At 62.9% G+C, this 20,077-nt stretch carries 23 protein-coding genes; 7 read left to right on the top strand and 16 right to left on the bottom strand.

All coding sequences use genetic code 11. From position 1 onward, the window contains the following. Positions 1–314: 314 nt before the first annotated feature. The gene (gene hppD, locus PRZ03_RS21910) at positions 315–1,445 is read right to left on the bottom strand and encodes a 4-hydroxyphenylpyruvate dioxygenase (protein ID WP_273602257.1); all 1,131 of its coding nucleotides are present in this window, start codon (positions 1,443–1,445) and stop codon (positions 315–317) included. A gap of 123 nt (positions 1,446–1,568) precedes the next feature. Here hppD and PRZ03_RS21905 point away from each other — a divergent pair, with 123 nt between their 5' ends. Beyond that, positions 1,569–2,051 (top strand): Lrp/AsnC family transcriptional regulator, encoded by a 483-nt coding sequence (locus PRZ03_RS21905; RefSeq protein WP_273602256.1) that lies wholly within the window; start codon positions 1,569–1,571, stop codon positions 2,049–2,051. A 37-nt stretch (positions 2,052–2,088) separates the two neighbouring features. On the opposite strand, the gene PRZ03_RS21900 is transcribed toward PRZ03_RS21905, so the two are convergent. The 9 genes from PRZ03_RS21900 to PRZ03_RS21860 all read right to left on the bottom strand — a co-directional run bounded on the left by PRZ03_RS21900 (position 2,089) and on the right by PRZ03_RS21860 (position 9,589). Then, complete coding sequence (locus PRZ03_RS21900; protein WP_273602255.1) at positions 2,089–2,706, bottom strand: methyltransferase domain-containing protein; 618 nt, start codon at positions 2,704–2,706, stop codon at positions 2,089–2,091. Positions 2,707–2,719: 13 nt separating this feature from the next. Next, positions 2,720–3,562, bottom strand: a complete 843-nt coding sequence (locus PRZ03_RS21895) for an HDOD domain-containing protein (protein ID WP_263535742.1) — start codon at positions 3,560–3,562, stop codon at positions 2,720–2,722. A 142-nt stretch (positions 3,563–3,704) separates the two neighbouring features. Beyond that, positions 3,705–3,965 carry a hypothetical protein gene (locus PRZ03_RS21890; RefSeq protein ID WP_263535743.1) on the bottom strand — a complete coding sequence of 87 codons (261 nt, stop codon included), beginning with the start codon at positions 3,963–3,965 and terminating at the stop codon, positions 3,705–3,707. 39 nt (positions 3,966–4,004) lie between these two features. Continuing rightward, positions 4,005–4,199 carry a hypothetical protein gene (locus tag PRZ03_RS21885; RefSeq protein ID WP_263535744.1) on the bottom strand — a complete coding sequence of 65 codons (195 nt, stop codon included), beginning with the start codon at positions 4,197–4,199 and terminating at the stop codon, positions 4,005–4,007. 392 nt (positions 4,200–4,591) lie between these two features. After that, complete coding sequence (locus PRZ03_RS21880) at positions 4,592–5,188, bottom strand: hypothetical protein (RefSeq protein WP_273602254.1); 597 nt, start codon at positions 5,186–5,188, stop codon at positions 4,592–4,594. A gap of 174 nt (positions 5,189–5,362) precedes the next feature. Then, on the bottom strand, positions 5,363–7,447 hold the full coding sequence (gene fusA, locus PRZ03_RS21875) for an elongation factor G (protein WP_273602253.1): 2,085 nt from the start codon (positions 7,445–7,447) through the stop codon (positions 5,363–5,365). Between the two features lie 117 nt (positions 7,448–7,564). Then, entirely contained in the window at positions 7,565–8,035 is a 471-nt protein-coding gene (locus tag PRZ03_RS21870) for a CreA family protein (RefSeq protein WP_273602252.1), read from the bottom strand. 28 nt (positions 8,036–8,063) lie between these two features. Continuing rightward, positions 8,064–8,420, bottom strand: a complete 357-nt coding sequence (locus PRZ03_RS21865) for an antibiotic biosynthesis monooxygenase family protein (RefSeq protein WP_273602251.1) — start codon at positions 8,418–8,420, stop codon at positions 8,064–8,066. Beyond that, positions 8,417–9,589, bottom strand: a complete 1,173-nt coding sequence (locus PRZ03_RS21860) for a cytochrome P450 family protein (RefSeq protein WP_273602250.1) — start codon at positions 9,587–9,589, stop codon at positions 8,417–8,419. Before PRZ03_RS21860 ends, PRZ03_RS21865 begins: the two co-directional genes overlap by 4 nt. A 51-nt stretch (positions 9,590–9,640) precedes the next feature. On the opposite strand from PRZ03_RS21860, the gene PRZ03_RS21855 reads away from it, so the two are divergent. The 4 genes from PRZ03_RS21855 to PRZ03_RS21840 all read left to right on the top strand — a co-directional run bounded on the left by PRZ03_RS21855 (position 9,641) and on the right by PRZ03_RS21840 (position 13,133). After that, the gene (locus PRZ03_RS21855; RefSeq protein WP_273602249.1) at positions 9,641–10,360 is read left to right on the top strand and encodes an ArsR/SmtB family transcription factor; all 720 of its coding nucleotides are present in this window, start codon (positions 9,641–9,643) and stop codon (positions 10,358–10,360) included. Then, positions 10,357–11,859: a glycine betaine ABC transporter substrate-binding protein gene (locus PRZ03_RS21850; protein WP_273602248.1), complete on the top strand. Its 1,503-nt coding sequence runs from the start codon at positions 10,357–10,359 to the stop codon at positions 11,857–11,859. Before PRZ03_RS21855 ends, PRZ03_RS21850 begins: the two co-directional genes overlap by 4 nt. A 64-nt stretch (positions 11,860–11,923) precedes the next feature. Then, positions 11,924–12,682, top strand: coding sequence for an enoyl-CoA hydratase/isomerase family protein (locus PRZ03_RS21845; protein ID WP_273602247.1), 759 nt, complete (start codon positions 11,924–11,926; stop codon positions 12,680–12,682). A 214-nt stretch (positions 12,683–12,896) separates the two neighbouring features. After that, positions 12,897–13,133, top strand: a complete 237-nt coding sequence (locus PRZ03_RS21840) for a hypothetical protein (RefSeq protein WP_263535753.1) — start codon at positions 12,897–12,899, stop codon at positions 13,131–13,133. 46 nt (positions 13,134–13,179) lie between these two features. Here the strand turns inward: PRZ03_RS21840 and PRZ03_RS21835 are convergent, their stop codons facing one another. Continuing rightward, positions 13,180–13,740, bottom strand: coding sequence for a thymidine kinase (locus PRZ03_RS21835; protein ID WP_273602246.1), 561 nt, complete (start codon positions 13,738–13,740; stop codon positions 13,180–13,182). 280 nt (positions 13,741–14,020) lie between these two features. On the opposite strand from PRZ03_RS21835, the gene PRZ03_RS21830 reads away from it, so the two are divergent. Next, positions 14,021–14,233, top strand: a complete 213-nt coding sequence (locus PRZ03_RS21830) for a hypothetical protein (protein ID WP_263535755.1) — start codon at positions 14,021–14,023, stop codon at positions 14,231–14,233. Positions 14,234–14,329: 96 nt separating this feature from the next. Next, positions 14,330–15,574, top strand: coding sequence for a rhodanese-like domain-containing protein (locus PRZ03_RS21825; RefSeq protein WP_273602245.1), 1,245 nt, complete (start codon positions 14,330–14,332; stop codon positions 15,572–15,574). A 16-nt stretch (positions 15,575–15,590) separates the two neighbouring features. Here PRZ03_RS21825 and PRZ03_RS21820 read toward each other — a convergent pair whose 3' ends face one another. The 5 genes from PRZ03_RS21820 to PRZ03_RS21800 all read right to left on the bottom strand — a co-directional run bounded on the left by PRZ03_RS21820 (position 15,591) and on the right by PRZ03_RS21800 (position 20,074). Continuing rightward, positions 15,591–16,370 carry a DeoR/GlpR family DNA-binding transcription regulator gene (locus PRZ03_RS21820; RefSeq protein ID WP_273602244.1) on the bottom strand — a complete coding sequence of 260 codons (780 nt, stop codon included), beginning with the start codon at positions 16,368–16,370 and terminating at the stop codon, positions 15,591–15,593. Between the two features lie 116 nt (positions 16,371–16,486). Further along, positions 16,487–17,764, bottom strand: a complete 1,278-nt coding sequence (locus PRZ03_RS21815) for an NAD(P)/FAD-dependent oxidoreductase (RefSeq protein WP_273602243.1) — start codon at positions 17,762–17,764, stop codon at positions 16,487–16,489. Then, complete coding sequence (locus PRZ03_RS21810; RefSeq protein WP_273602242.1) at positions 17,761–18,024, bottom strand: (2Fe-2S)-binding protein; 264 nt, start codon at positions 18,022–18,024, stop codon at positions 17,761–17,763. The genes PRZ03_RS21815 and PRZ03_RS21810 overlap by 4 nt, the downstream gene beginning before the upstream one ends. Next, complete coding sequence (locus PRZ03_RS21805; RefSeq protein ID WP_273602241.1) at positions 18,021–19,145, bottom strand: NAD(P)/FAD-dependent oxidoreductase; 1,125 nt, start codon at positions 19,143–19,145, stop codon at positions 18,021–18,023. The genes PRZ03_RS21810 and PRZ03_RS21805 overlap by 4 nt, the downstream gene beginning before the upstream one ends. Continuing rightward, complete coding sequence (locus PRZ03_RS21800) at positions 19,142–20,074, bottom strand: proline racemase family protein (protein ID WP_273602240.1); 933 nt, start codon at positions 20,072–20,074, stop codon at positions 19,142–19,144. Before PRZ03_RS21800 ends, PRZ03_RS21805 begins: the two co-directional genes overlap by 4 nt. Between the last annotated feature and the right edge of the window lie 3 nt (positions 20,075–20,077).

Raw genomic sequence — 20,077 nt, 5'->3', positions numbered from 1 at the left:
TCGGGGTGTCCGGGATCAGTTTGAAACGCTGCCCGCGATCAGCCTGAAATGGTGTCCGCCTTCGTCTGAAACGCTGTCCGCGTTCCGCTGAAATGGGTGGCCGCGATGGGCTGAAATACGCAGATGGATCCAACGAGGATTGGTCTTTGTGAGGACACTGTTGAGGGCGTTTACCATCTCCTCGGTTGGACGCATGGATTAGACGGCCTGTGGTGTTTAACGACAGGATTCTTGTGGATTTTCAGCACATGTAGGCAGAAAAAAAGCCCTGAAGGCATATTGCCTCAGGGCTCATGAAGGGTCGCCGACCGGCTTTAGGCTGCGGACTCGTCCTTCAGCACGCCGCGGCGGATCTGATCGAGCTCAATGCTCTCGAACAAGGCCTTGAAGTTACCTTCGCCAAAGCCTTCGTTGCCTTTGCGCTGGATGATTTCGAAGAAGATGGGGCCAATCACTTCCTTGGTGAAGATCTGCAGCAACAACTCGTTGGGTGCGTCCAAATGCGCTGCGCCGTCGATCAAGATGCGCAGTCGGCGTAGCTCCTCGACGTTTTCACCGTGGCCCGGGAGGCGCCGGTCGATCAAGTCGAAATAGGTGTTGATGGTGTCCTGGAAGTCGACGCCTGAGTTGCGCATGCGCTCAACGGTTTTGTAAACGTCGTCCGTACCCATGGCGACATGCTGAATGCCTTCGCCATGGTAGATGTCCAAATACTCGGCGATCTGGCTCTTGTCGTCGCTGCTCTCGTTGATCGGGATACGGATATTGCCGCAGGGGCTGGTCATGGCCTTGCTCTTGAGGCCGGTCAGCTTGCCTTCGATGTCAAAGTAGCGCACTTCGCGGAAGTTGAAGAAGCGCTCATAGAAGTCCGCCCATTCCTTCATGCGGCCACGGAACACGTTATGCGTCAGATGGTCGATGTAGGTGAGGCCCAGGCCGACGGGGTTGGATGGCACCGGTTTACCTTGCGCATCCAGCAGCGGGACGAAATCGACGTCATAGATGCTGATATTGCCGATATCGCCGGCGGCGGCATCGTTCTTGCCTTGCCAACGGTCGACAAAATAGATCAGCGAGTCACCAATGCCCTTGATGGCCGGAATATTGAGCTCCATCGGGCCGGCTTTGTTGTCAAAGCCCCAGGCGCCCAATTCCAAGGCGCGCTGATAGGCGTGAGCAGCATCTTGGACGCGGAAGCCGATGGCGCAGATGGATGGTCCGTGCAGGCGAGCAAAGCGCTGGGCAAATGAATCGAGTTCTGCGTTGATCAGAAAGTTGACACCGCCTTGGCGATACAGGGTGACGTTCTTGTGCCGATGTTTGGCCACGGCGGTGAAGCCCATGGTCAGGAACAGCTTGCCGAGTTCGGCTGGATCGGGTGCAGCGAATTCAATGAATTCGAAGCCTGCGGTGCCCATTGGATTTTCCCAGGGGGTGAATGCCATCTCTTGTCTCCAAAAAAATACCTTGCGATGGGTCAAGACTGTAGGTGTTTTGATGCGCAGGATTCATGCGAACTCTGGCGCAAGGGTTCGTCCAGCCGCAGGAATCCTGCGAGAATCACAAAGATGGGAAATGAAGTGCAGCTCGATGCCATTGATAGACGCATTTTGAGGGCGTTGCAGATCGATGGCCGCGTCACCTATGACGCCTTGGCGGCGCAGGTCAGCTTGTCAGCCTCTGCTGTGCTGCGGCGGGTGCGGCGCTTGGAGGAGTCGGGCGCAATTGCTGCCTACGTGGCTTTGGTGCCGCCCGAAAAGGTGGGTTTGGGCTTAACCGCTTATATCAATGTACGACTCGAAAAACACACCGAAAGCCATCAACGCAATCCGATGGAGCTGTTCCGGGTCGCCGTTCAAGCCTGGCCCGAGGTGGTGGAATGCGCCGCTTTGACCGGCGATATGGACTATTTGTTACGCGTGCTGGTGCAGGATATGGCGCATTACGCGCGCTTCATCACCGAGACGCTGCTCAAGCACCCCAGCGTGCAGGACTGTAAAACGAGCTTTGTGCTGGATCGGCTGAAGAACACGACGGCCGTGCCCGTCTAGCCGGGGCGAATCCGCTTAGCTGCAGTAGATATCAGCATCATCGCCTAGTCAGTACTACTGCCAATTCCGTCCAGCCTTGGGCGTGGACATGTGCAGGGTAGGGCGGTGCTGGCCAAGTCCAGCGCTCGGCAGGGAACAATGCCCGCACAGCCTGAATGTCACAGTGGTAGGGCGGACCTTCCACGATGCCCTGGCCCGCGCTGTCTCTCCGGGCTTGCATCAGCAAGGCGAAAAGTCGACCGCCGGGTTTGATCCAGGCATGGAGTTGATCGGCATAACGCAGCCATTGATCTGGATGCAGGGCGCACAAACAAGTCTGTTCATAGACCGCGTCGATGGCTGAGCGGGGCTGCCACGCCAAGACATCGGCTTCTTCCACCTGCGCGAAGTCGCAGCCACCGGCGCTTGCCAGTTGTGTTCGAGCCATGGCAACTGCAGCGGGCGAATAGTCCAGGCCTCGCGCACGAATCCCGGCCTTGGCCAGCAGCAGCAATTCATGCCCGCGGCCGCAGCCGGGGACCACCAAATCAAGCCCCGCTGTGATCTCGCCTTGTTCGAGCCAAGACAGGAGCTGCGGATGCGCTTCGCCACGGTCCCAGGGAATTTGCCCGCTGACAAAGCGTTGCTGCCAAAAATCTTGCGTCGGCCCAGCCATCTCAGGTCTTGTCTCAGTCGAATTCGTGCAGCAACTTGAGCGTCGCCTCTTGGCTCAGGTTGAGCAGCTTGGCGATCTCTAGCAAGTCGTCCGGCACGGCCTCGTCGTTCCAGTCGTCGGCGGTGTGGCGTGCCAGCCGAATCGCCAGCTTGACGCATTGGACCTGCGGGTCATTGGCGCGCTTGTCGTTGGTGATGTGTTGCAGCAGTTCAGGCAGATGCCAAGCTTGCATCAGCGCCTGCTCCAGATCGCTCAACTCAATATGCAATACCTCGCGCTGCACGGCCGTGCTGCGCAAATGACGGTCAGCTGTTTGTCGGTCCCGGATTTGTTGAGCCAGCTCGGGCGCGTTGACCCACAGCAGCATTTCCGCAAAATCGTGCAACAAGGCGGCGCTGTGGATGACAGCCGCATCCGGGTCGCGTCTATGGATGGCAAAGCACAGCGCATAGCGCGCTGCCCGCTCGGCACGGTGCAAGACCCGCTGCAGCCCATCTAGCGCCTGGGGCTGAGCTGCCAACCTGTCCTCCACCGTCGGCTGCGGGCCGAACTCACGGAAGAAGGGTGTGATGCCCATCAAGACCAACGCGGCCGTGACGGTTTCGGCGTCGGTCATCAGGCGGCTCGACCGGTGATTGGCAGCGTAGGCCAAGACCTTCAGCGTCATGAGTGGGTCGGTGGCAATCATCTCGCCCAGGCTGTTGGCGTCAACCGCGTCTTCGTTGCTGCGTAGCAGTTCCAGTGATTCCGCCGTTTCGGCCAATACCGGGATTTCGGCATTGCAGAACAGGGCCGTCCATGCCGCCAAGTCCGGGGGGGCTTGGCGTAGAGCGGGTAAGGGTGTGGTCGCGGGCATGGCTACTTGCTGGAGTGATGCCCAATCGTATAGCGACTATTTCTGGCCGGTGCCGAGAAAAGAGGCGCAAACAGCGGCCTTGCCGTGGCAAAACACCGCCCTTGACCGCCGATTCAGTGCGGCCAAGGGGCGGTGGCTGGCTTCACAGCCGCGTGATGCCAGACAAGGTGCCGATGCGGCGGCCGTCGGCATACAAAGCGCCCTCGGGCGCGCCGGCTTCGGCATAGAACTCCAACTCGGGTTTGCGCTGCTTGTGGCGCTGAGGCAGCAAGCGATGCGCCAAGCGAGCCAGCAGCGCGCTGCCACAGCGCAGCGCAATGGCCAAGCGTAAACGCCAGGCCTCGTGAGTCCATTCGTATTCGGCGGCGCTTGCGTCGGGGCCGCGCAATTCTGTCAATCTCATGATGTCTCTCCATATCGGCCCAAGGCAGGGCCGGTCGGTTCAGGCGCTGCTGTCCGGCAGCGTCATCTCCAGGGTTTGTTTGTGCAGATCGCGGCGCGCCGTTTGGCGCTGGCTACTGCCGGTGTTGAAGTGGCCGTGCTTGCCGGCTTGGCGCATCAGCGCGTGGGCAACCAGCGGATTGCGCGGTTTGCGCAGCTTCAAATTGAGGGGCCGGGGACTGGTGAACTGAGTCATATGCAAAATTCCTTGGCGAGCCGAGCTCGCAATAGTTTTTGGGCATGCGGCGGCGCTGCTGGGCCGCTGCGGCGTCAATCAAATGCTTGAGGCAAGCCGCCGAGGACGGCTTTGGGAATTGCAGCGGCTCACGATCGGTGCTGCTGATCGATTGATGGGCTGCGACTAACGATTTATCGGCGGAGCCGAATGGCTTGGGTGCAGTGCCGGCCTTCTTGAGCGCCTGGGGCGTCAGTGCAGCGGGGTGCGCCCGTTAAAGAGTTGAGTTGGGCGTTATGGGGTCTGTCATCGCCGCGACGCCTAACGCCGCGACTTGTGCAAATGATAAACGAATGTTTATCTTGCGCAAGTGCTTTGTTTCTTTTTTGATAAAGAAATTAGGGGGGTGTGGATCAACGCTTCTTGGGCTTCAAGGGCGCTATGCCTTGTTGAAGGCGCCGCCACTCGTCCAACTCGGCGGCGCCGCCATGTGCTGAGCCAGCAGCCGGGCTGGGCCGACTGGTCGCGCTCGGGCTTGTCGGCACCGAGCGGGGGGAGGCGAGCGCGGGTGCCGCTGCCGGCGGCGTCAGGACCTCACCCAGCAGATCCAGCAAACGCGTGCGGGCGCGCTGAGGGTGGCGGCGGTAATAGGTCAGCACCAAGCCGACGATAAAGCGCTCATCATCATCTTGCGGCACGCTCGGGCTGCTGTCTTGCACCGGGGTCGCAGCCGCCTTACTCTTGCTGTGCTGGGGCTTGTCCATCCAGCCGGCGGGTTTGTGGAACAACTGTTCGAACTGCCGCGCCAGACGCTCACCAATCTGCCGCGAGCGGCTCTTGATCTGGCTCCAATAGCTGGGCTGAATCTGCAGGCGCTCGGCAAAGCGCCGCTCCAGCCCCCGCAAGGCGGCTGCATCAGGTTGTTTCACGGCGGCGGCAACGAACTCTTCGAACAGGAGCATCGCGTTGTCCAACCGGACTTGGGCGACGTCCACAGGGGCGGATGACATGGCCGTATGATAAAGCTTCATTGCTCGCAGGCTTTGCGCCGGGGCAATTCAAACGCAAAAGATGCAGGGTCTTGCTCAGGTCACCTGCGCCAACATGAGGCGCTTTCACTGCTGCTTGGCGCTGCATTGATAAAGAACCGTTCATCAGTCGCTTGTTTACTGCGACCCGCCGCCTCAGTCGACCTCATCGCTGGCCTTGTAGGCCGCAATCAGCTGGGTCTGCATGTTGGGCGGCACTGACTCATAGTGAGACAGCTGCAGGGTGTAGCGCCCTTGCCCGCTGGTCAAGGCATTCAGGCGAGTTTGGTAGCTGGACAGCTCGGCCAGCGGCGCTAGCGCTTGCACCGTGATGGCGCCAGGGGCGGAGCTGTCGCCAACCTTGGTGCCGTTGACTTGGCCTCGCCGTGCGGCGAGGTCCCCGGTGATATCGCCCACGGCTGTGGCCGGCGCGCTGATTTCAATGTGCACCATGGGCTCCAACACCAAGGGCCGAGCCTCTCGCACCGCCGCAATCAAGGCCCGCCGGCCGGCTGTGACAAAGGCAATTTCTTTGCTGTCGACGGCGTGGTGTTTACCGTCAAACACGGTGACGCGCAAATCGACCAGGGCGTAGCCGGCAACGACACCGCTTTCAAGCGCAGAGCGCACGCCTTTCTCGACGGCCGGCATGTACTGGCCCGGGATGGTGCCGCCCTTGACGGCGTCGACGAACTCAAAGCCGGCCCCGCGGGCCAGCGGCTCGATGCGCAAATAGACCTCGCCAAACTGTCCGGCGCCGCCGCTTTGCTTCTTGTGCCGGTAATGGCCTTCGGCCGCCGCAGAAATCGTTTCGCGGTAGGCAACCTTGGGCGGCTGCGTCAAGACTTCAAACTTATAGCCCTCCCGCAGCCGCTCCAGCAGCATGCGCAGATGCAGTTCGCCCAGGCCATAAACCACGGTTTCATTGGTCTGCCCGCTGTGCTCAAGCTTCAGGCATGGGTCTTCGTCAACCAGTCGATTGAGAATCTCCCACAGCCTTTGCTCGTCACCGTGACGGGCCGGGCTGATGGCCAAGCCATGCACGGGCACCGGAAACTCCAAGGGCCGCAAAAAGATATGTTCGTCTTCGGGCGCGTCGTGCAGCACTGCGTCATAGTGCAACTCGTCGACCTTGGCAATCGCACACAGCTCACCCGGCAGCGCCTGCTCGACCTCGACATGCTTATTGCCCTGTAGCAAAAACAGATGGCCCACGCGAAAGGGCTTGCGGCCATGCCCCACAAAGAGTTGGCTGTTGCGTGTCAATGTGCCCTGGTGAACGCGCAAGATACCCATCTTGCCCAGGTAGGGGTCGCCGGAAATCTTGAAGACATGGGCCAGCACATGGGCGTTGGGGTCGGGTTTTGCCAGCAAGGGCTCGGCGCCCTCGGTCCCCTGAGCGCGCAGAAACTGCGGCGGGTTGCCCTCGGCCGGATTGGGCAGCAGCCGCGCGATCACGTCCAGCAACTCGGCCACGCCGGCGCCGCTGCGGGCGGAAGTGAAGCAGACCGGGATCAGATGACCTTCGCGCAGCGCCTGTTCAAGAGGCGCGTGCAATTCGCGCGGATCGACATCGCCTTCGTTCAAGTAACGTTCTACAAAAGCGGCATCTACTTCCACCACCTGCTCAACCAGCGCCTGATGCGCAGTCCCTACCGAAGAAAAGTCGGCTTGGCCCGTGATGTTGAAGAAGCAGTCCAGCACGCGGCTGCCGCCGGCTGCGGGTAGATTCAGGGCCAAGCATTCGCGCCCAAAGACTTCGCGCAACTGCGCGAGCAGGCCCGGCAAATCAAGTTCGGCCGTGTCAATTTTGTTGATCACGATCAGCCTGCACAGGCCGCGCTGGGCGGCCGTCTCCATCATCTTGACGGCCATCGGCTCAATGCCGCTTTGTGCGTTGATGACGACGACGGCAGTATCTGCGGCCTCCAGGGCGGGCAGCGATTGGCCGATGAAATCGGCCGCTCCCGGCGTGTCGATCGCGTGGATGCGCAAGCCGCCATGCTCAAAATGGGCCAATGACGTATGCAGTGAGTGTTGCAGCTTGCGCTCGAGCGGGTCGTGGTCACTGACAGTGCTGCCGCGCTCGACGCTGCCGGCTTGGGTGATGCTGCCCGCATGCAACAGCAGCGCTTCCAGCAAGCTGGTCTTGCCCGCGCCGGCCGGCCCAACCAGGGCCAAGGTGCGAATGGACGCTAAGCCGCGGCTGCTGTCCTCGAGATGACTGGCGGGACTGGGCATGACGTGCTCCTTGACGCGGGATGCATGGACATTTGTACCAGTGCCGGGTCGGTCGAGAGGCTGCCCGGCGGGGCTCCCAGCGTAGGGCAAGCGCGGCCGACTTACAAGTGCGGCCAGCTACTTGAGCGGAATTGGCGTACCGCGATCCACCGGCACGGCGCTGATGCTGTTTTGCGGCGAGCCCTCGATCACGCGGTCGGAATAGGTCAGGTAGACCAGGGTGTTGCGCTTGGCGTCGACCATGCGCACGATGCGTAGTTTTTTGAAGATCAAGGAGGTCCGCTCATTGAAGACTTCTTCTTGCTGCGGCAGTGCTTTGGCGAAGGCAATGGGGCCGGTCTGGCGGCAGGCAATCGAGGCCTCGGATTTGTCCTCGGCCAGCCCCAAGCCACCCTTGATGCCGCCGGTCTTGGCGCGCGACACATAGCAGGTCACGCCGCTGACTTTGGGGTCGTCATGCGCGTCGACGACGATTTTGTGGTCCGGGCCTATGAACTTGAAGACGGTGTCAACCTCGCCGACCGCGTCGCCCGCCAGCGCCAAAGCCGGGCCGCTCAGCGCCAGCAAGACTGTCAATTTGAGTCGCATTGCAGATCCTCCGTGAGCGTTGAGGGTATCAGGCCTGCGGTCTTGGGTGCGCTTGCCGACTGTCCAGCGGCGCCTGCTCGCGGTCGTGCAAGCCGTAGTCTCTTTGCACCTCGGCGACGCGCAGTCGGTAGTCAGCGAACACTTGGCTGCGCCCCAAGGCCTGCGTGCTGCGGTGTTGTTCCAGATTGCGCCAGGCCCTTACGGCCGCCTCGTCGCGCCAGAAGGACAGCGACAGCAGTTTGCCCGGCTCGCTCATGCTGCTGAAACGCTCGATGCTGATGAAGCCGTCGATCTGCGCCAACAAAGGACGCAGCTCGGCGGCCAGATCCAAGTACTCTTGAAAGTGCGCGGGATGGGGCTTGACTTCGAAAATGACGGCGATCATGGTTGCTCCTGCTCGAACCTGGCTGTGCTCAGTATGGGAATGCGCGCATTGGCCAAGGCCTGATAGCCTGTGCACCGGGGTGTTTGCTGACGGGCGCCGCCCTCCAATGCGCGCCACAAAGCCACCGCACTGGCAGTCAATGCCAGCGCTATGCCGGGGCAGCGGTGGCGGCCGCTGCCGAAGCTCAGCGTATCGGTCTGTGTATCGGTCTGCGGATCATCGCTGCCGACCAGCAGCACCAGCAAGGCCTCTCCCGCTTGCAATGTCTGACCGGCCAGTACGCAGTCGCGCGAGGCCCAGCGGCGGGTGTGATGAATGGCGCCCGGCTGCCGAGCTGCCGCCTGGAGCAGGGCGGCACAAGCGGCCAAATCCGGTGTCGAGGCAGTCGAGGCTTCCACTGAGGTGGCCGCCAGCAGGGCAAGGCCGAGCAGGCCGGCGCCGGCCTCGTAGCTTTGCCAGAGCAGGGCCAGCGCCTGCGCTTGCCACCATGCTTGGCCACCATCCAACTCAAGTCGCAGCGCCTGTGTCTGTAGTGCAGCAGCCAGTGGCGCATCGGCTGCGTCGCCTAGCTGGGCCAATAGTTCAGCGACGGCTTGGTCGGCCGCGTCCAGCGCTACAAAGTCCGCTTGGGGTTTCAGTGCGAGCGCCATGGCCGCCAACTTGGCCTGCAGCCCTGCTTGATCGGCCGCGTCGAACATGGGCAGGCCAAGCAGCGCGGCCACCGTGCAGGGAATGCTGCGCCATTGCCAGTGGGACCATTCCAGGCCAACACCCACGTCTAAAGCCAGGTCGGCTTGGCGCACAGCGATTTGCTCGACCAGGGCCGCGTCAAGCCGCTCGAGCGCCAACAGAACGGCGCGCTTCTCGGCCTCGCGCGCGGCGTCGTCGCGCATGCGCAACCAGCGCGCGAAGACGGCTCCAAAGGGGCGGCCTTGCAGGCTTACGGGTACAGCTTGGCCCGGTGGGCGTACGCCCAGAGCGAGGTGCTCCAAGGCGGCATGTGCCAGCGCTGGGCTTGCGGCAAGCCAGCAACCCGATGCCTGGTCGAACTGCAAGGCGGCTTGCTTGCTCAGCGCGCTGTAAAAGGACTGCATGGCAGTGGAGTCGGGCGATGCGGCAGCATTGAGCACGCTCAGCGCAGCGGTGGGGGCGAGGTAGGGGCAAGTCATGGCGCCAGTATCTTTGCCTTGCCTTGGTCATGCTTCGTTTAGCATCGAAGCATGGATGAGCAGCAGACTTTTGCCGACGCGGCCTTGGCCGAGATTGCCCAGTGCATGGCCGAGCCGGCGCGGGCGCGCATCTTGTGCTGCTTGATGGATGGTCATGCCCGTACGGCTACCGAGTTAGCGGCGGTGGGTGAGGTGGCAGCTTCGACCGCCAGCGCGCATCTGGCGCGCTTGAGCAGTGCCGGCTTGATCGAGTGCCAGTCGCAGGGGCGTCACCGTTACTACAAGCTGGCCGGCGGCGAGGTCGGCGCGGCCCTGGAGGCGATGTTGGTGCTGGCCGGACGCAGCGTCAGCCGGGCAATGAAGCCCTTTGAGCCCAGCACACCGCCTGGCATGCGGGAGGCGCGTCGCTGCTATGACCATCTTGCCGGCGACTGGGCCGTGCGTCTGCATGACCATGCTTTGCGCAGCAGCTGGCTAGAAATCGATGCGGCCCTGCCGCGAGCCTATACGCTCAGCGCGACGGGGATTGCGGGCTTTGCTGCCTTGGGCTTGGATGTGGAGGCTGCAAGGTCAAGCAGGCGGCGCCTCGCCTGCGCCTGCATGGACTGGAGCGTACGCAGCCCGCATTTGGGCGGGGCCTTGGGCGCTGCTTGGCTGCAGTGGCTCGTCAACGAGACCTGGGTAGAGGACGAACTGGATAGTCGCGCCTTGCGCATCACGCCGCGTGGCCGCCGCGGGCTGCAAGGTCTACTCGGACTGCGTTTCGCATGAAGGCCAAACAACTGGTTTTGGCGCTTTGCCTGTTGCTGTTCAGTGCGCTGTCCTGCGGTGCCGCGGATGTGCTGCGCATCGGTTCCAAGCGTTTCACCGAGTCCTACATCTTGGCGCATGTGTTGGCGCAAACTGCACAAGGAACGGATAAGTCCGGCAATGTGGAGGTGCTCGCCGGCCTGGGCAATACCGCCATTGTCTACGCCGCCCTGCAAGCCGGCAGTATTGATCTGTACCCCGAGTACGCCGGCACCATAGACCAGGAGATTTTGAAGAACAAGACACCGTCAAGCTTGGCCGCAATGCGTGAGCAACTGAAGCCGCTGGGTCTGGGCGTTGATATCGCGCTGGGCTTCAACGATGGCTATGCCTTGGCGATGCAGGCAGATAGGGCGCAAGCGCTGGGCATCAGCAAATTGTCCGATCTGGCCCGGCAGCCCCATTTGCGCTTGGGGCTCAGCAATGAATTCATTGGCCGAGCCGACGGTTGGCCCGGGCTGGCCAAACGCTATGGTCTGCGGCAGCAGCCGACCGGCCTCGACCATGGCTTGGCCTATGAGGCCTTGAGCGCCGGCCAAACCGATGTGATCGATATCTACACGACTGACGCCAAGATCGCCCACTTGGGCCTGCGCGTGTTGCAAGACGATGGCGCTCATTTCCCGCGTTATTACGCGGTGATCTTGTATCGGCTCGATGTGCCGCAGCGCTTTCCCGCCGCATGGGCGGCGCTGCAGGGTCTGGCCGGCAGCATCGACGAGGCGGCCATGATTGACATGAATGCCAAGGCCGAATTGCAGGGCAAGAGTTTTGAGCTGATCGCCACCGAGCATTTGCAAGCCAAGACCAGCGCGGTGAGCGAGCCTGCCCAAACAGGCTTTTGGCACAAACTGTTTGGCCCGGATCTGCTGCGCCTGACCTTGCAACACCTGAGTCTGGTTCTGACTTCGGTCGGGCTGGCGAGCGTGATCGGCCTGCCGCTTGCACTGCTGGTGGCGCCGCATGCGCGCCTGCGAGGCCTGCTGCTGGGGGCCTGTGGCTTGCTGCAAACCGTGCCCTCGCTGGCGCTGCTGGCCGCGCTGATCTCCTGGGTCGAGCGCATCGGCAGCCTGCCGGCGATGCTGGCACTGACGCTTTATGCCTTGCTGCCCATCATGCGCAATACCAGCACCGGCTTGGCCGAGGTGCCGGCGGGGCTCAAGCAGGCCGGCATGGCCCTGGGGCTCACGCCCTGGCAGAGCCTGCGTTTGATTGAGTTACCGCTGGCCTTGCCGCTGGTGCTGGCCGGCGTACGCACGGCGACCAGCATCGCCGTCGGCACCGCGACGATTGCCGCCTTCATCGGTGCCGGAGGCTTGGGTGAGCGCATCGTCACCGGTCTGGCGCTGAATGACCACGAACTCTTGTTGGCTGGCGCTTTGCCGGCGGCCGCGCTGGCGCTGCTATTCGAGGCGGCATTTGCTGTTTTGGCGCTGGGCCTGCGCAGACGCTTTGTTTGAGCCAGCCGCCGGGCCACGGCGCGGGCTTGCCCTAGACTGAGAACATCATGCGTCCTCTACACCAATGAACGGTCTCGCTCCACTGCTTCAAATCGACGGTCACGTCGCCCGCATCACGCTGCGCCGGCCGCGCTTGGCCAATCGCTTGGAGATCGAGGATTTGCGCACGCTGCGCGCGCAGGTCGATCAGGTCAACAGGGCGCACGAGGTGCGGGTCTTGGTGCTTAGCGGCGAAGGCCGTTACTTTTGTAGCGGTTTCAATATTGCTGCTGTGCCGGGCGTAAATGCCGGCGCCCTGTTCGAGGCCTTAGCGGATGACTGGGAGGCGGCGCGGCCCATCACGGTGGCCAAGATTCAGGGCGGGCTCTATGGCGGTGCGACCGATTTGGCGCTGGCCAGCGACTTCCGTTTGGGCGCTGCGGCCTGCGAGATGTTTGTGCCGGCGGCGCGCTTGGGCCTGCATTTCTATCAAGGCGGCCTGCAGCGCTATGTCAGCCGGCTGGGCCTGCAATGGGCCAAACGGGTTTTGCTGGCGGGCGCTACCTTGGACGCCAAGCAAATGCTGGCCTGCGGCTTTCTGGATCAGCTCTTGGCCGGCGCTGCCGAGCTGGATTTGGCCAGCGAGGCTTTGGTGGCGGACCTGTTGCAGATGGCGCCTTTGGCCTTGCTGGGCATGAAGAAGCACTTGAACGCGATCGCCCGGGGTGCGCTGGATGAGGCAGCGCTGCAAGCCGATATCGCACATGCCAATCTTTCAAGGGATTTAGCCGAAGGCGTTGCTGCCTGGCAGGAAAAAAGACCAGCCCACTTCATCGGCGGATGAGTGCCGCGGCAGCCCGTCGCGCGGATTTTTTAAACTGAATTTGGCGCAACTAGGGAATCCCCTCCCTCGCTCCAAGGGGGCGAGTAGCGAACTGCGCGCGAGATCGGCCTCCAGATAGTGGAAAATACAGGGTCGGCGCATTTGCCCAATCGGATCGAGGAAAATCCGGCTGAGCGTTTGTGCCAGGCTCTCTCTAACTCAAATCAGGACCGACGTGGCCAAGGACAGTACTAAAACCACCATCGAAGCTGATGGACTGCGCTACCGCTCAAAAGCTCCAGGTTCGCCATTTGCGGCGACCTCCTCCTTCGGTGCGGCAACCATGTCGTGCTTTTTGTGCGGCAAACATCGCCCGCGTGCAATGCTCAAGTCCAAGAAGCTTTTGGGCAAATCTCAACCCGTATGCTCCCCCACTTGCAAGGAGCTGGATGAGTTGCTGACCAAGCCGTGATGGCTTGAACCTGGAACAAAACGGCCCGCTCCGAGGTCGTGTTCCTTCAAATCTGCCTGAAGCAACGTCCGCAGACGGCCCGGTAACGGGCATTTCCGCCAATTTCGACCTGGTCACCGACGGTGACCTTGCGGTTGTTGGCGTCGACACGCATATTCATTGTTGCCTTGCGACCACAGTCGCAGATCGTCTTCATCTCGTCCATCTCATCGGCCAAGGCCAGCAAACTGGCCGATCCGGGGAATAGCTCGCCCTGGAAATCGGTGCGCAGGCCGTAGCAAATGACCGGCAGGTTGTGGATATGGGCCAACTCATGCAGCGCCCAGACCTGCGTCTTGTTGAGAAACTGAGCCTCGTCGATCAGCAGGCAGGCCACGCCAGGCTGCGCCGCATTCAAGGCCAGGAAATCGGTCTGCGGCTCAAACAGCTCCGCTTCGCGCTGCGGCCCCAGGCGCGAAGTGATCTGGCCGCTGCCGTAGCGGTCATCAACCCGCGCGGTAAACAAGCGCACGCTGTGGCCGCGCTCCTCATAGTTGTGTGCCACCTGCAGCAAGGCGGTCGACTTGCCTGCGTTCATTGCGGCATAACGGAAAAATAACTTGGCCATGGGGGGGTGACTGGGGTTCAGTGTCGTTTGGAGTGATCGGGCCATTGTCCTTGCAATCGCCTAATCGAAGGACTTGCGCCGTCACTCCTTCGATCCGCCGCAGTAATCCCCTAAATAGGCGGTATGACTTACCCGAATTGTGACAAAACCTGGGGCAAGCGAGGTAGTCAATTGCCATATCTGCCGCCTACTATTGTGTAGAGGGATGGGAGTAGTCAACGCATATCGGGCCCGTCGCGCCCCTCGCGCCGTGGGTCGGCAAGGCTAAGGAGTGAGAACAATGAGCAAAGACACCTACACCAGCGTCAGCGACAACGGTCTGCGCTATGAGTCGAAGTTAGGCGGATCACCTTTTCTGGGTAGCGGCCACACTCGCTCCTGCTTCAAATGCGGCAAGCACCGCACACCCAATAACCTGCAGTCCAAGCGCGTGCTGGGGCGCACCGAGGTGGTTTGCAAGCCCGGCTGTGCCAAGCCCAAGGACAGTATTTAAGTCTCTGTGCATTGGCTGCGCCTTTTTGTAAGGGCGCGTGTCAGAGTTTGCGTGAGCGCCCGTGTATGGCCTAGACTGGCTGGTATGGAATACCTTATGCGCGCCTTATGCGTCAGCCAATTCGCCGGCTTGTGGGTCAAGCTGGCGCAGCCCACCTTGGTCGCGGCTGCTCTGATGCTGCAAGTGACGGTGCCTGCTATCGCTGCGGCTACGGTGGGCGCTGCCTCTGCCGAACCCTATTCGGTGCTGATCAACCCTGGCGATGAAGCGGAACAATCGCGCTTCGCCACCTTCAGCGCTTGGAAGTCGACGCTCGAGCAATCGCTGCGCCCCGAACGTGGTGCGGCGCTGAAGGTCACGCCCTCGACGGATGCATCTGCCGACCTGTCGGCCACCCGAGCCCGTTTGTTCGACGTCTTCGTGGCGCCGGCGCATGTGATCGGCAGCGCGGTGCGCTATGGCTATGTGCCCGTCGCCAGTATTGAAAAGCCGGTGCAAGCGGTCTTGGTGGCCTTCAATACCAGCTCGGTCAGCAGTCTCGAAAGTGCCGCCGGCAAGCGCCTGGGCCTGCCCCAGCAAGACAGCGTGGTGACCTACCTCTTGCGGGGCGAACTCAATGCCGCCAACACGACGGTCAAGCGGCATTTCAGCAGCGTGGTCGAAAGCCGCTATCAAGACGCTTTGTTGATCTGCCTGCAAATCAAGCGCTGCGATGTGGTGGCGGTGGAGCGGGCGGTCTTTGAGCGCTGGGTGGCCGCGGGTGAGCCGCTCAAGGTCGTCATGCAGAGCAAGGCCGTGCCGGGCATGGGCGTGGCGTTGAAGCCGGCCTCGACAACTTCGCCCGAAGCCCTGAGGGCGGCCCTGGCCAAGAACATGGCGGCCGCACCGGGTGCTTTTGGTGCACAAAAATTGCAAGCCCTGGCAGCCAAGGACTTCGACTATGTGTCGACCTTGGGTTATTTCACGCCGCGCAGCCTGCCCGGCGCGACTGTGGTTGACGCCGCCACTGTCGCACAACTGCAGAAGGCGGGCGCGCTCTTGTTCGATACCCGCAATGACGTCGAGTTCAAGGCCGGCCATATCGCCGGCGCCAGCCTGCTGCCATACGGCGAGAAGAGCGCCAAAGACGCCGACTTCAAGGCCGCCGATGATTCCTTTGATATCAGCAAACTGCCTGCCAACAAGGCGACGCCGCTGGTGTTTGCCTGCAATGGCGCCGAATGCTGGAAGAGCTTCAAGGCCAGTCATGCCGCCTTGAAAGCCGGCTATAGCAAGGTCTATTGGTTCCGCGGCGGCTTCCCCGAGTGGCGCAGCGCGAATCTGCCCGTCGCGGTTCAGTAGCGCGCAGCGCCTCGGTTCAGACGGGCGCGCTGATGACCCGCTTGATGCCGGCCCTGCGCAGGCGCTCCAGCATGGCCGGCTCGGCTTGGCTGTCAGTGATCAAAGAATCAATCGCCGCCGCGCCGCAAATCTGGACGCGGCTGCCTTGTCCCAGTTTGTCGGCATGGGCCAGCATGATGTTGTGGCGTGCATGGGCCAACATGGCGCGCGCCACGCCGGCCTCATGCCAGGCGTAATTCAGTGCGCCATGTTCCGGGCTCAAGGCCGTGGGTGAAATCAAGGCGTAGTCGGCATGAAAGCGGGCGATCTCGCTGATGGTGAAATCACCACTGGTGGCCGGCACGTCCGTGTGCAGATTGCCGCCCAGCAAATGAACCTCGATGTCTGAGCCGGCCGCCAAGGTCTTGGCCACCTCGACCGAATTGGTGATGACGCGCAGGCCTTTGTTGTTCAACAAGGCTTGTGCCAGTGCATGCGTGCTTGAGCCGGCGTCGATAAAGCAGGCGCTGCCGGGTTCGATCAGCGCGGCGGCATGTCGTGCGATGGCGCGCTTTTCGGCCTGAAATTGGCGCGCCCGCTCCAGGTAGCTGGCCTCTGCCAGGTTCTCGGCCGGCAAGTCGCAAGGCACCGCACCGCCATGCATGCGCTTGAGTTTGCCGTTGGACTCCAACTCGATCAGATCGCGGCGCACGGTTTCTTTGGAAACACCCAACTCCAAGGCGAAAGCGTCGGTAGTCAGGCGCTGGCGCTGATGCAGCAGCGAGATGATGCGGTCGTGACGTTCGGGAGTCCACATATGAGCGAAAGTGCACCGGGCTTTTGAAAGGCTCGCGCGAGGCCGATCAAGAGGCGCCGGGCGAATAAACAGCAGCGCATTAGCGCCCAGCCAGATGACGCGGTGATGACGTCAGCTCAGTCGTCCAGCAGGCAGGCCAGCGGCGTGGGTTGCAGCGGCGCCCGCCCGCCGCGCCCTGATTGCGCTTCGGGCCAGCCCAGCATGGTTTGCGTGATGGGGCCGCAGATACGGCCCTGGCAGGCGCCCATGCCGCAGCGCGTTTGCAGCTTGGCATCGCGCCAGCTGCGCTGCCCCTTCAACTCGGCCAGCGTGACGTCCTCGCAGCGGCAGATGATGGTCTTGGCATCGGCCAGGGTCAGCAACTCGGGACGCAGCTTGAAGGTAGCGGCAAGCGTTTTGGCAAAGCGCTCGGCTTGTGCCTTTTGGCGACGCAGGGCGGGCGTGGCGCTGTGGCCAAGCAAGGCCCGCGCAACCAGTTGCCCCTCGATCAGGGCCTTGTCGACGCCGCCAATGCCGGTGCATTCGCCCGCCGCATAGACGCCGGGCAGCGAGGTCTGCAGCGTGGCATCAACGTCGATCGCGCCGGCCTCGATGCGGCAGCCCAGCAGCTCCGCCAGTTCGATATTCGGCAGCAGGCCGTAAGCGACGCCGAGCGCCTCGCAAGGCAGCTCCCATTGCGTGCGGCCATTGCTCAGCACCACGCCTTCAAGCCGCTGCTGGCCCAGTGCCTTGACGACCCAGCTGCCGCTGCGGTAAGGCGTGGCGCGCAGCCGCCAAGCCAGCCCGGCCGCTTGCGCTGCTTTGGCCGGCGTCAAGCGGGCGGCAAAACCCGCCAGGGCCCGGCGCGAGGCCTGTTCGGCCACCAGGGTGATTTGCGCGCCTGCTGCGCGGGCGCTGTCGGCAGCTGCCAGCAGCAAGGGGCCAGAGCCAGCCAGAACGACGCGCTGGCCCGCCACCGGCCAGCCGCTTTTGACCAGCGCCTGCAGACCCCCAGCGCCGCTGACGCCGGGCAGGGTCCAACCCGGAAAGGGCAAAAACCGTTCGCGTGCGCCGAGCGCCAGCAGCAGTTGCGGCGCTTGCACCAGCAGCGCCGCCGCCGTGGGCTCAGCCAAATTTTGCAGGCGCAGGCGATAGCTGCCTTCCGAGGGTCTGTCGGCGTCAATCACCGCATGGCCAAACAGGCGGCGCAGGCCCGAGTGCGGCAGCAGTACGGCAAGCTGTTTGGCCCAGGGCTGGGCCACGCCGGCGCGCCAAATCTGCCCGCCTGCCTGGCCGGCCTGATCGATCCAGATGACGCTGCGCCCGGCTGCGAGCAGCGGCTGCAGCGCCGCAATGCCGGCGGGGCCGGCGCCCACCATGATCACATCGGCCTGCAAAGCGTTCGGCGTTTTCATGCTTCGGTCTTGATCTTCATGCCGTCTTTGGCAGGTGTTAGGCAGCCCAACCGGTTCGCCACCGCGTCAATGCTGACCCGGCACTCCTGGCATTGACCCATGCCGCAAAAAGCCGCACGCGGCTGGCCGGTCAGCGAGCGCCTGCTGAGGTTCAAGCCCGCATGGGCAAGCGCTGCAGCCACACTGCAGCCCGCCGGAACCCGCTGGGCCTGGCCGTTGATGTAGACCGTGATTTGGGCAGTTAGCAGTGCTGGGCTCATAAAAAGCGACTCGGTGAGAATGGGCCGGCGTCCAGCAAGGGCGTGGCACCGAGGCTGAGGTCTACCAGCAACTCGGCCGTGGCCAGCGAGGTGGTGATCCCCAAACCTTCGTGCCCGGTGGCCAGCCAGACGCGTGCCAGTTCCGGGTGGGCGCCGATCAGGGGTTGGCCATCGCGGCTGGCCGGGCGCACACCGGTCCAGCAGCGCAGCAGGCTCAAGTCTCGCAGCCCGGGTAAATAGCTGCAGGCTTGGCGCAGCATGTCTTGCAAGATGGCCGGATCCAGTATGCGGTCGCTGCGGCCGATCTGGCGTGAGGAGCCGATCAGCAGTTGGCCACCGGGGCGGGGTTGCACATTGAAGGAAACCGTGTCCTGATCGCTCAAATGGGCTTTTTTGATATAGCCCAGCTCGACCAATTGATGGTTGAGCATTCCTGGATAACGTTGGGTGATCGCGAGTTGTCCTTTTTTGGGGATCAGCCAGCCCGGCGGCAGCCAGGCTTGGGCGGCCAAGCCGGCGCACAGGACCGTCAACGCGCCCCAAAAACGCCGGCCGTCGGCCAGCACCACGCCATGGCCGTCAAAAGACAAGACCTGACCCTCGATCAGCTCGGCGCGCGCTTCGGCCAGCCAGCGGGCGGCGACCTTGGGCGGGTAGACGCGAGCGTCGCCGGGCACGCGCATGGCGCCGGCCAAACCTTGACGAAGCATGGGCTCAGCCCGGGCCAGATCGGCGGCGCCCAGCATCTCGGCAGCCAGGCCGCGGGCGGCCAACCAGCGCTGCTTGCGTTCGGCCAGGGCCAGCTCCTCGGCGTCCGCTGCAATCCACAGCGTGCCGCAGGCCTGGTGCTCGGCCAGTGCCGGGTGCTCGGAGTTTTCGTCCAGCCATTGCTGCCAGAGCTGCTGGCTGCGCCGAGTCAGCTGGAATTCGGCGTCAGCACCGCCGGCTTCGTCATCAACGACCAGTAAATGCCCCATCGCCGCAGCGGTCGCGCCGCCGCCGATCGCGCTCGGCTCGATCACGCAGACCGACAAACCTTGGCGCGCGTAGGCCCGTGCACAGGCTGCGCCGATGATGCCGGCGCCAACGATCAGCACATCGGCGCTGCGGCTTTGCTTCAAACCGGTATGCCCCAGGCGAAGGGGTCGCCGGGCTGGAACACCAGGGTCGCATCCATATTGACAAAGGCGCGGCCTTGAATGCGCGGCAGGATCTGCCCCATCTCTCCCGGCCGGTAGTCCGCTTCAAAAACGCTGCCGATGACGCTTTCCTGGCGCCATGTCTGGCCGGGCGCCAATTTGCCGTCTGCTGCCAGGCAAGCCAGCTTGGCACTGGTGCCGGTACCGCAGGGCGAGCGGTCATAGGCTTTGCCGGGGCACAGCACAAAATTACGGCCATGATTGGCCGGGTCTTGGGCCGGGCCGGTCAGCTCGATATGGTCGATCTCTTGGCCCCCCGCGCCGCTGATGCCTTGTTCGCGCAGGGCTTGGCGGATGCGCCAGGATAAATCGGTCAGCGCTTCTGCCTGGCCAAGGTTCAAACTCAGGCCGTGGTCGGCGCAAAGGAAAAACCAGTTGCCGCCCCAGGCCACATCGCCATGCAGCAGACCGTGGCCGGCCACGTTCAAGGCGACTTGAGTGGCATGGCGATAGGACGGCACATTGGCGACGCTGACACTGCCGTCTGCGGTCAACGTGGCGGTGATGAGGCCGACAGGCGTTTCGATGCGATGCTCGCCCGGGCTGATGCGGCCCAGATAGGCCAATGTAGCGATCAGGCCAATCGTGCCGTGGCCGCACATGCCCAGGGTGCCGACGTTGTTGAAGAAGATCACGCCGCAGGTGTTGGCCGCATCGACCGGCTCGCACAGCAGCGCTCCGACCAGCACGTCAGAGCCACGGGGCTCGTTCACCACCGCGCTGCGCCAACCGTCATGTTGTGCCCGAAGTATGGCCAGGCGCTCGGCCATGCTGCCTGCGCCCAGGTCAGGGCCGCCGGAAATCAAAACGCGGGTCGGCTCGCCGCCCGTATGAGAGTCAATGAAGCGCATGGG

The sequence above is a fragment of the Roseateles albus genome, from assembly GCF_028595345.1.
In the GTDB taxonomy this organism is placed as follows: Bacteria; Pseudomonadota; Gammaproteobacteria; order Burkholderiales; family Burkholderiaceae_C; genus Paucibacter_A; species Paucibacter_A albus.
The sequence above is the reverse complement of the archived record's forward strand: the minus strand, read 5'-3'. Positions and strand labels throughout refer to the sequence as shown.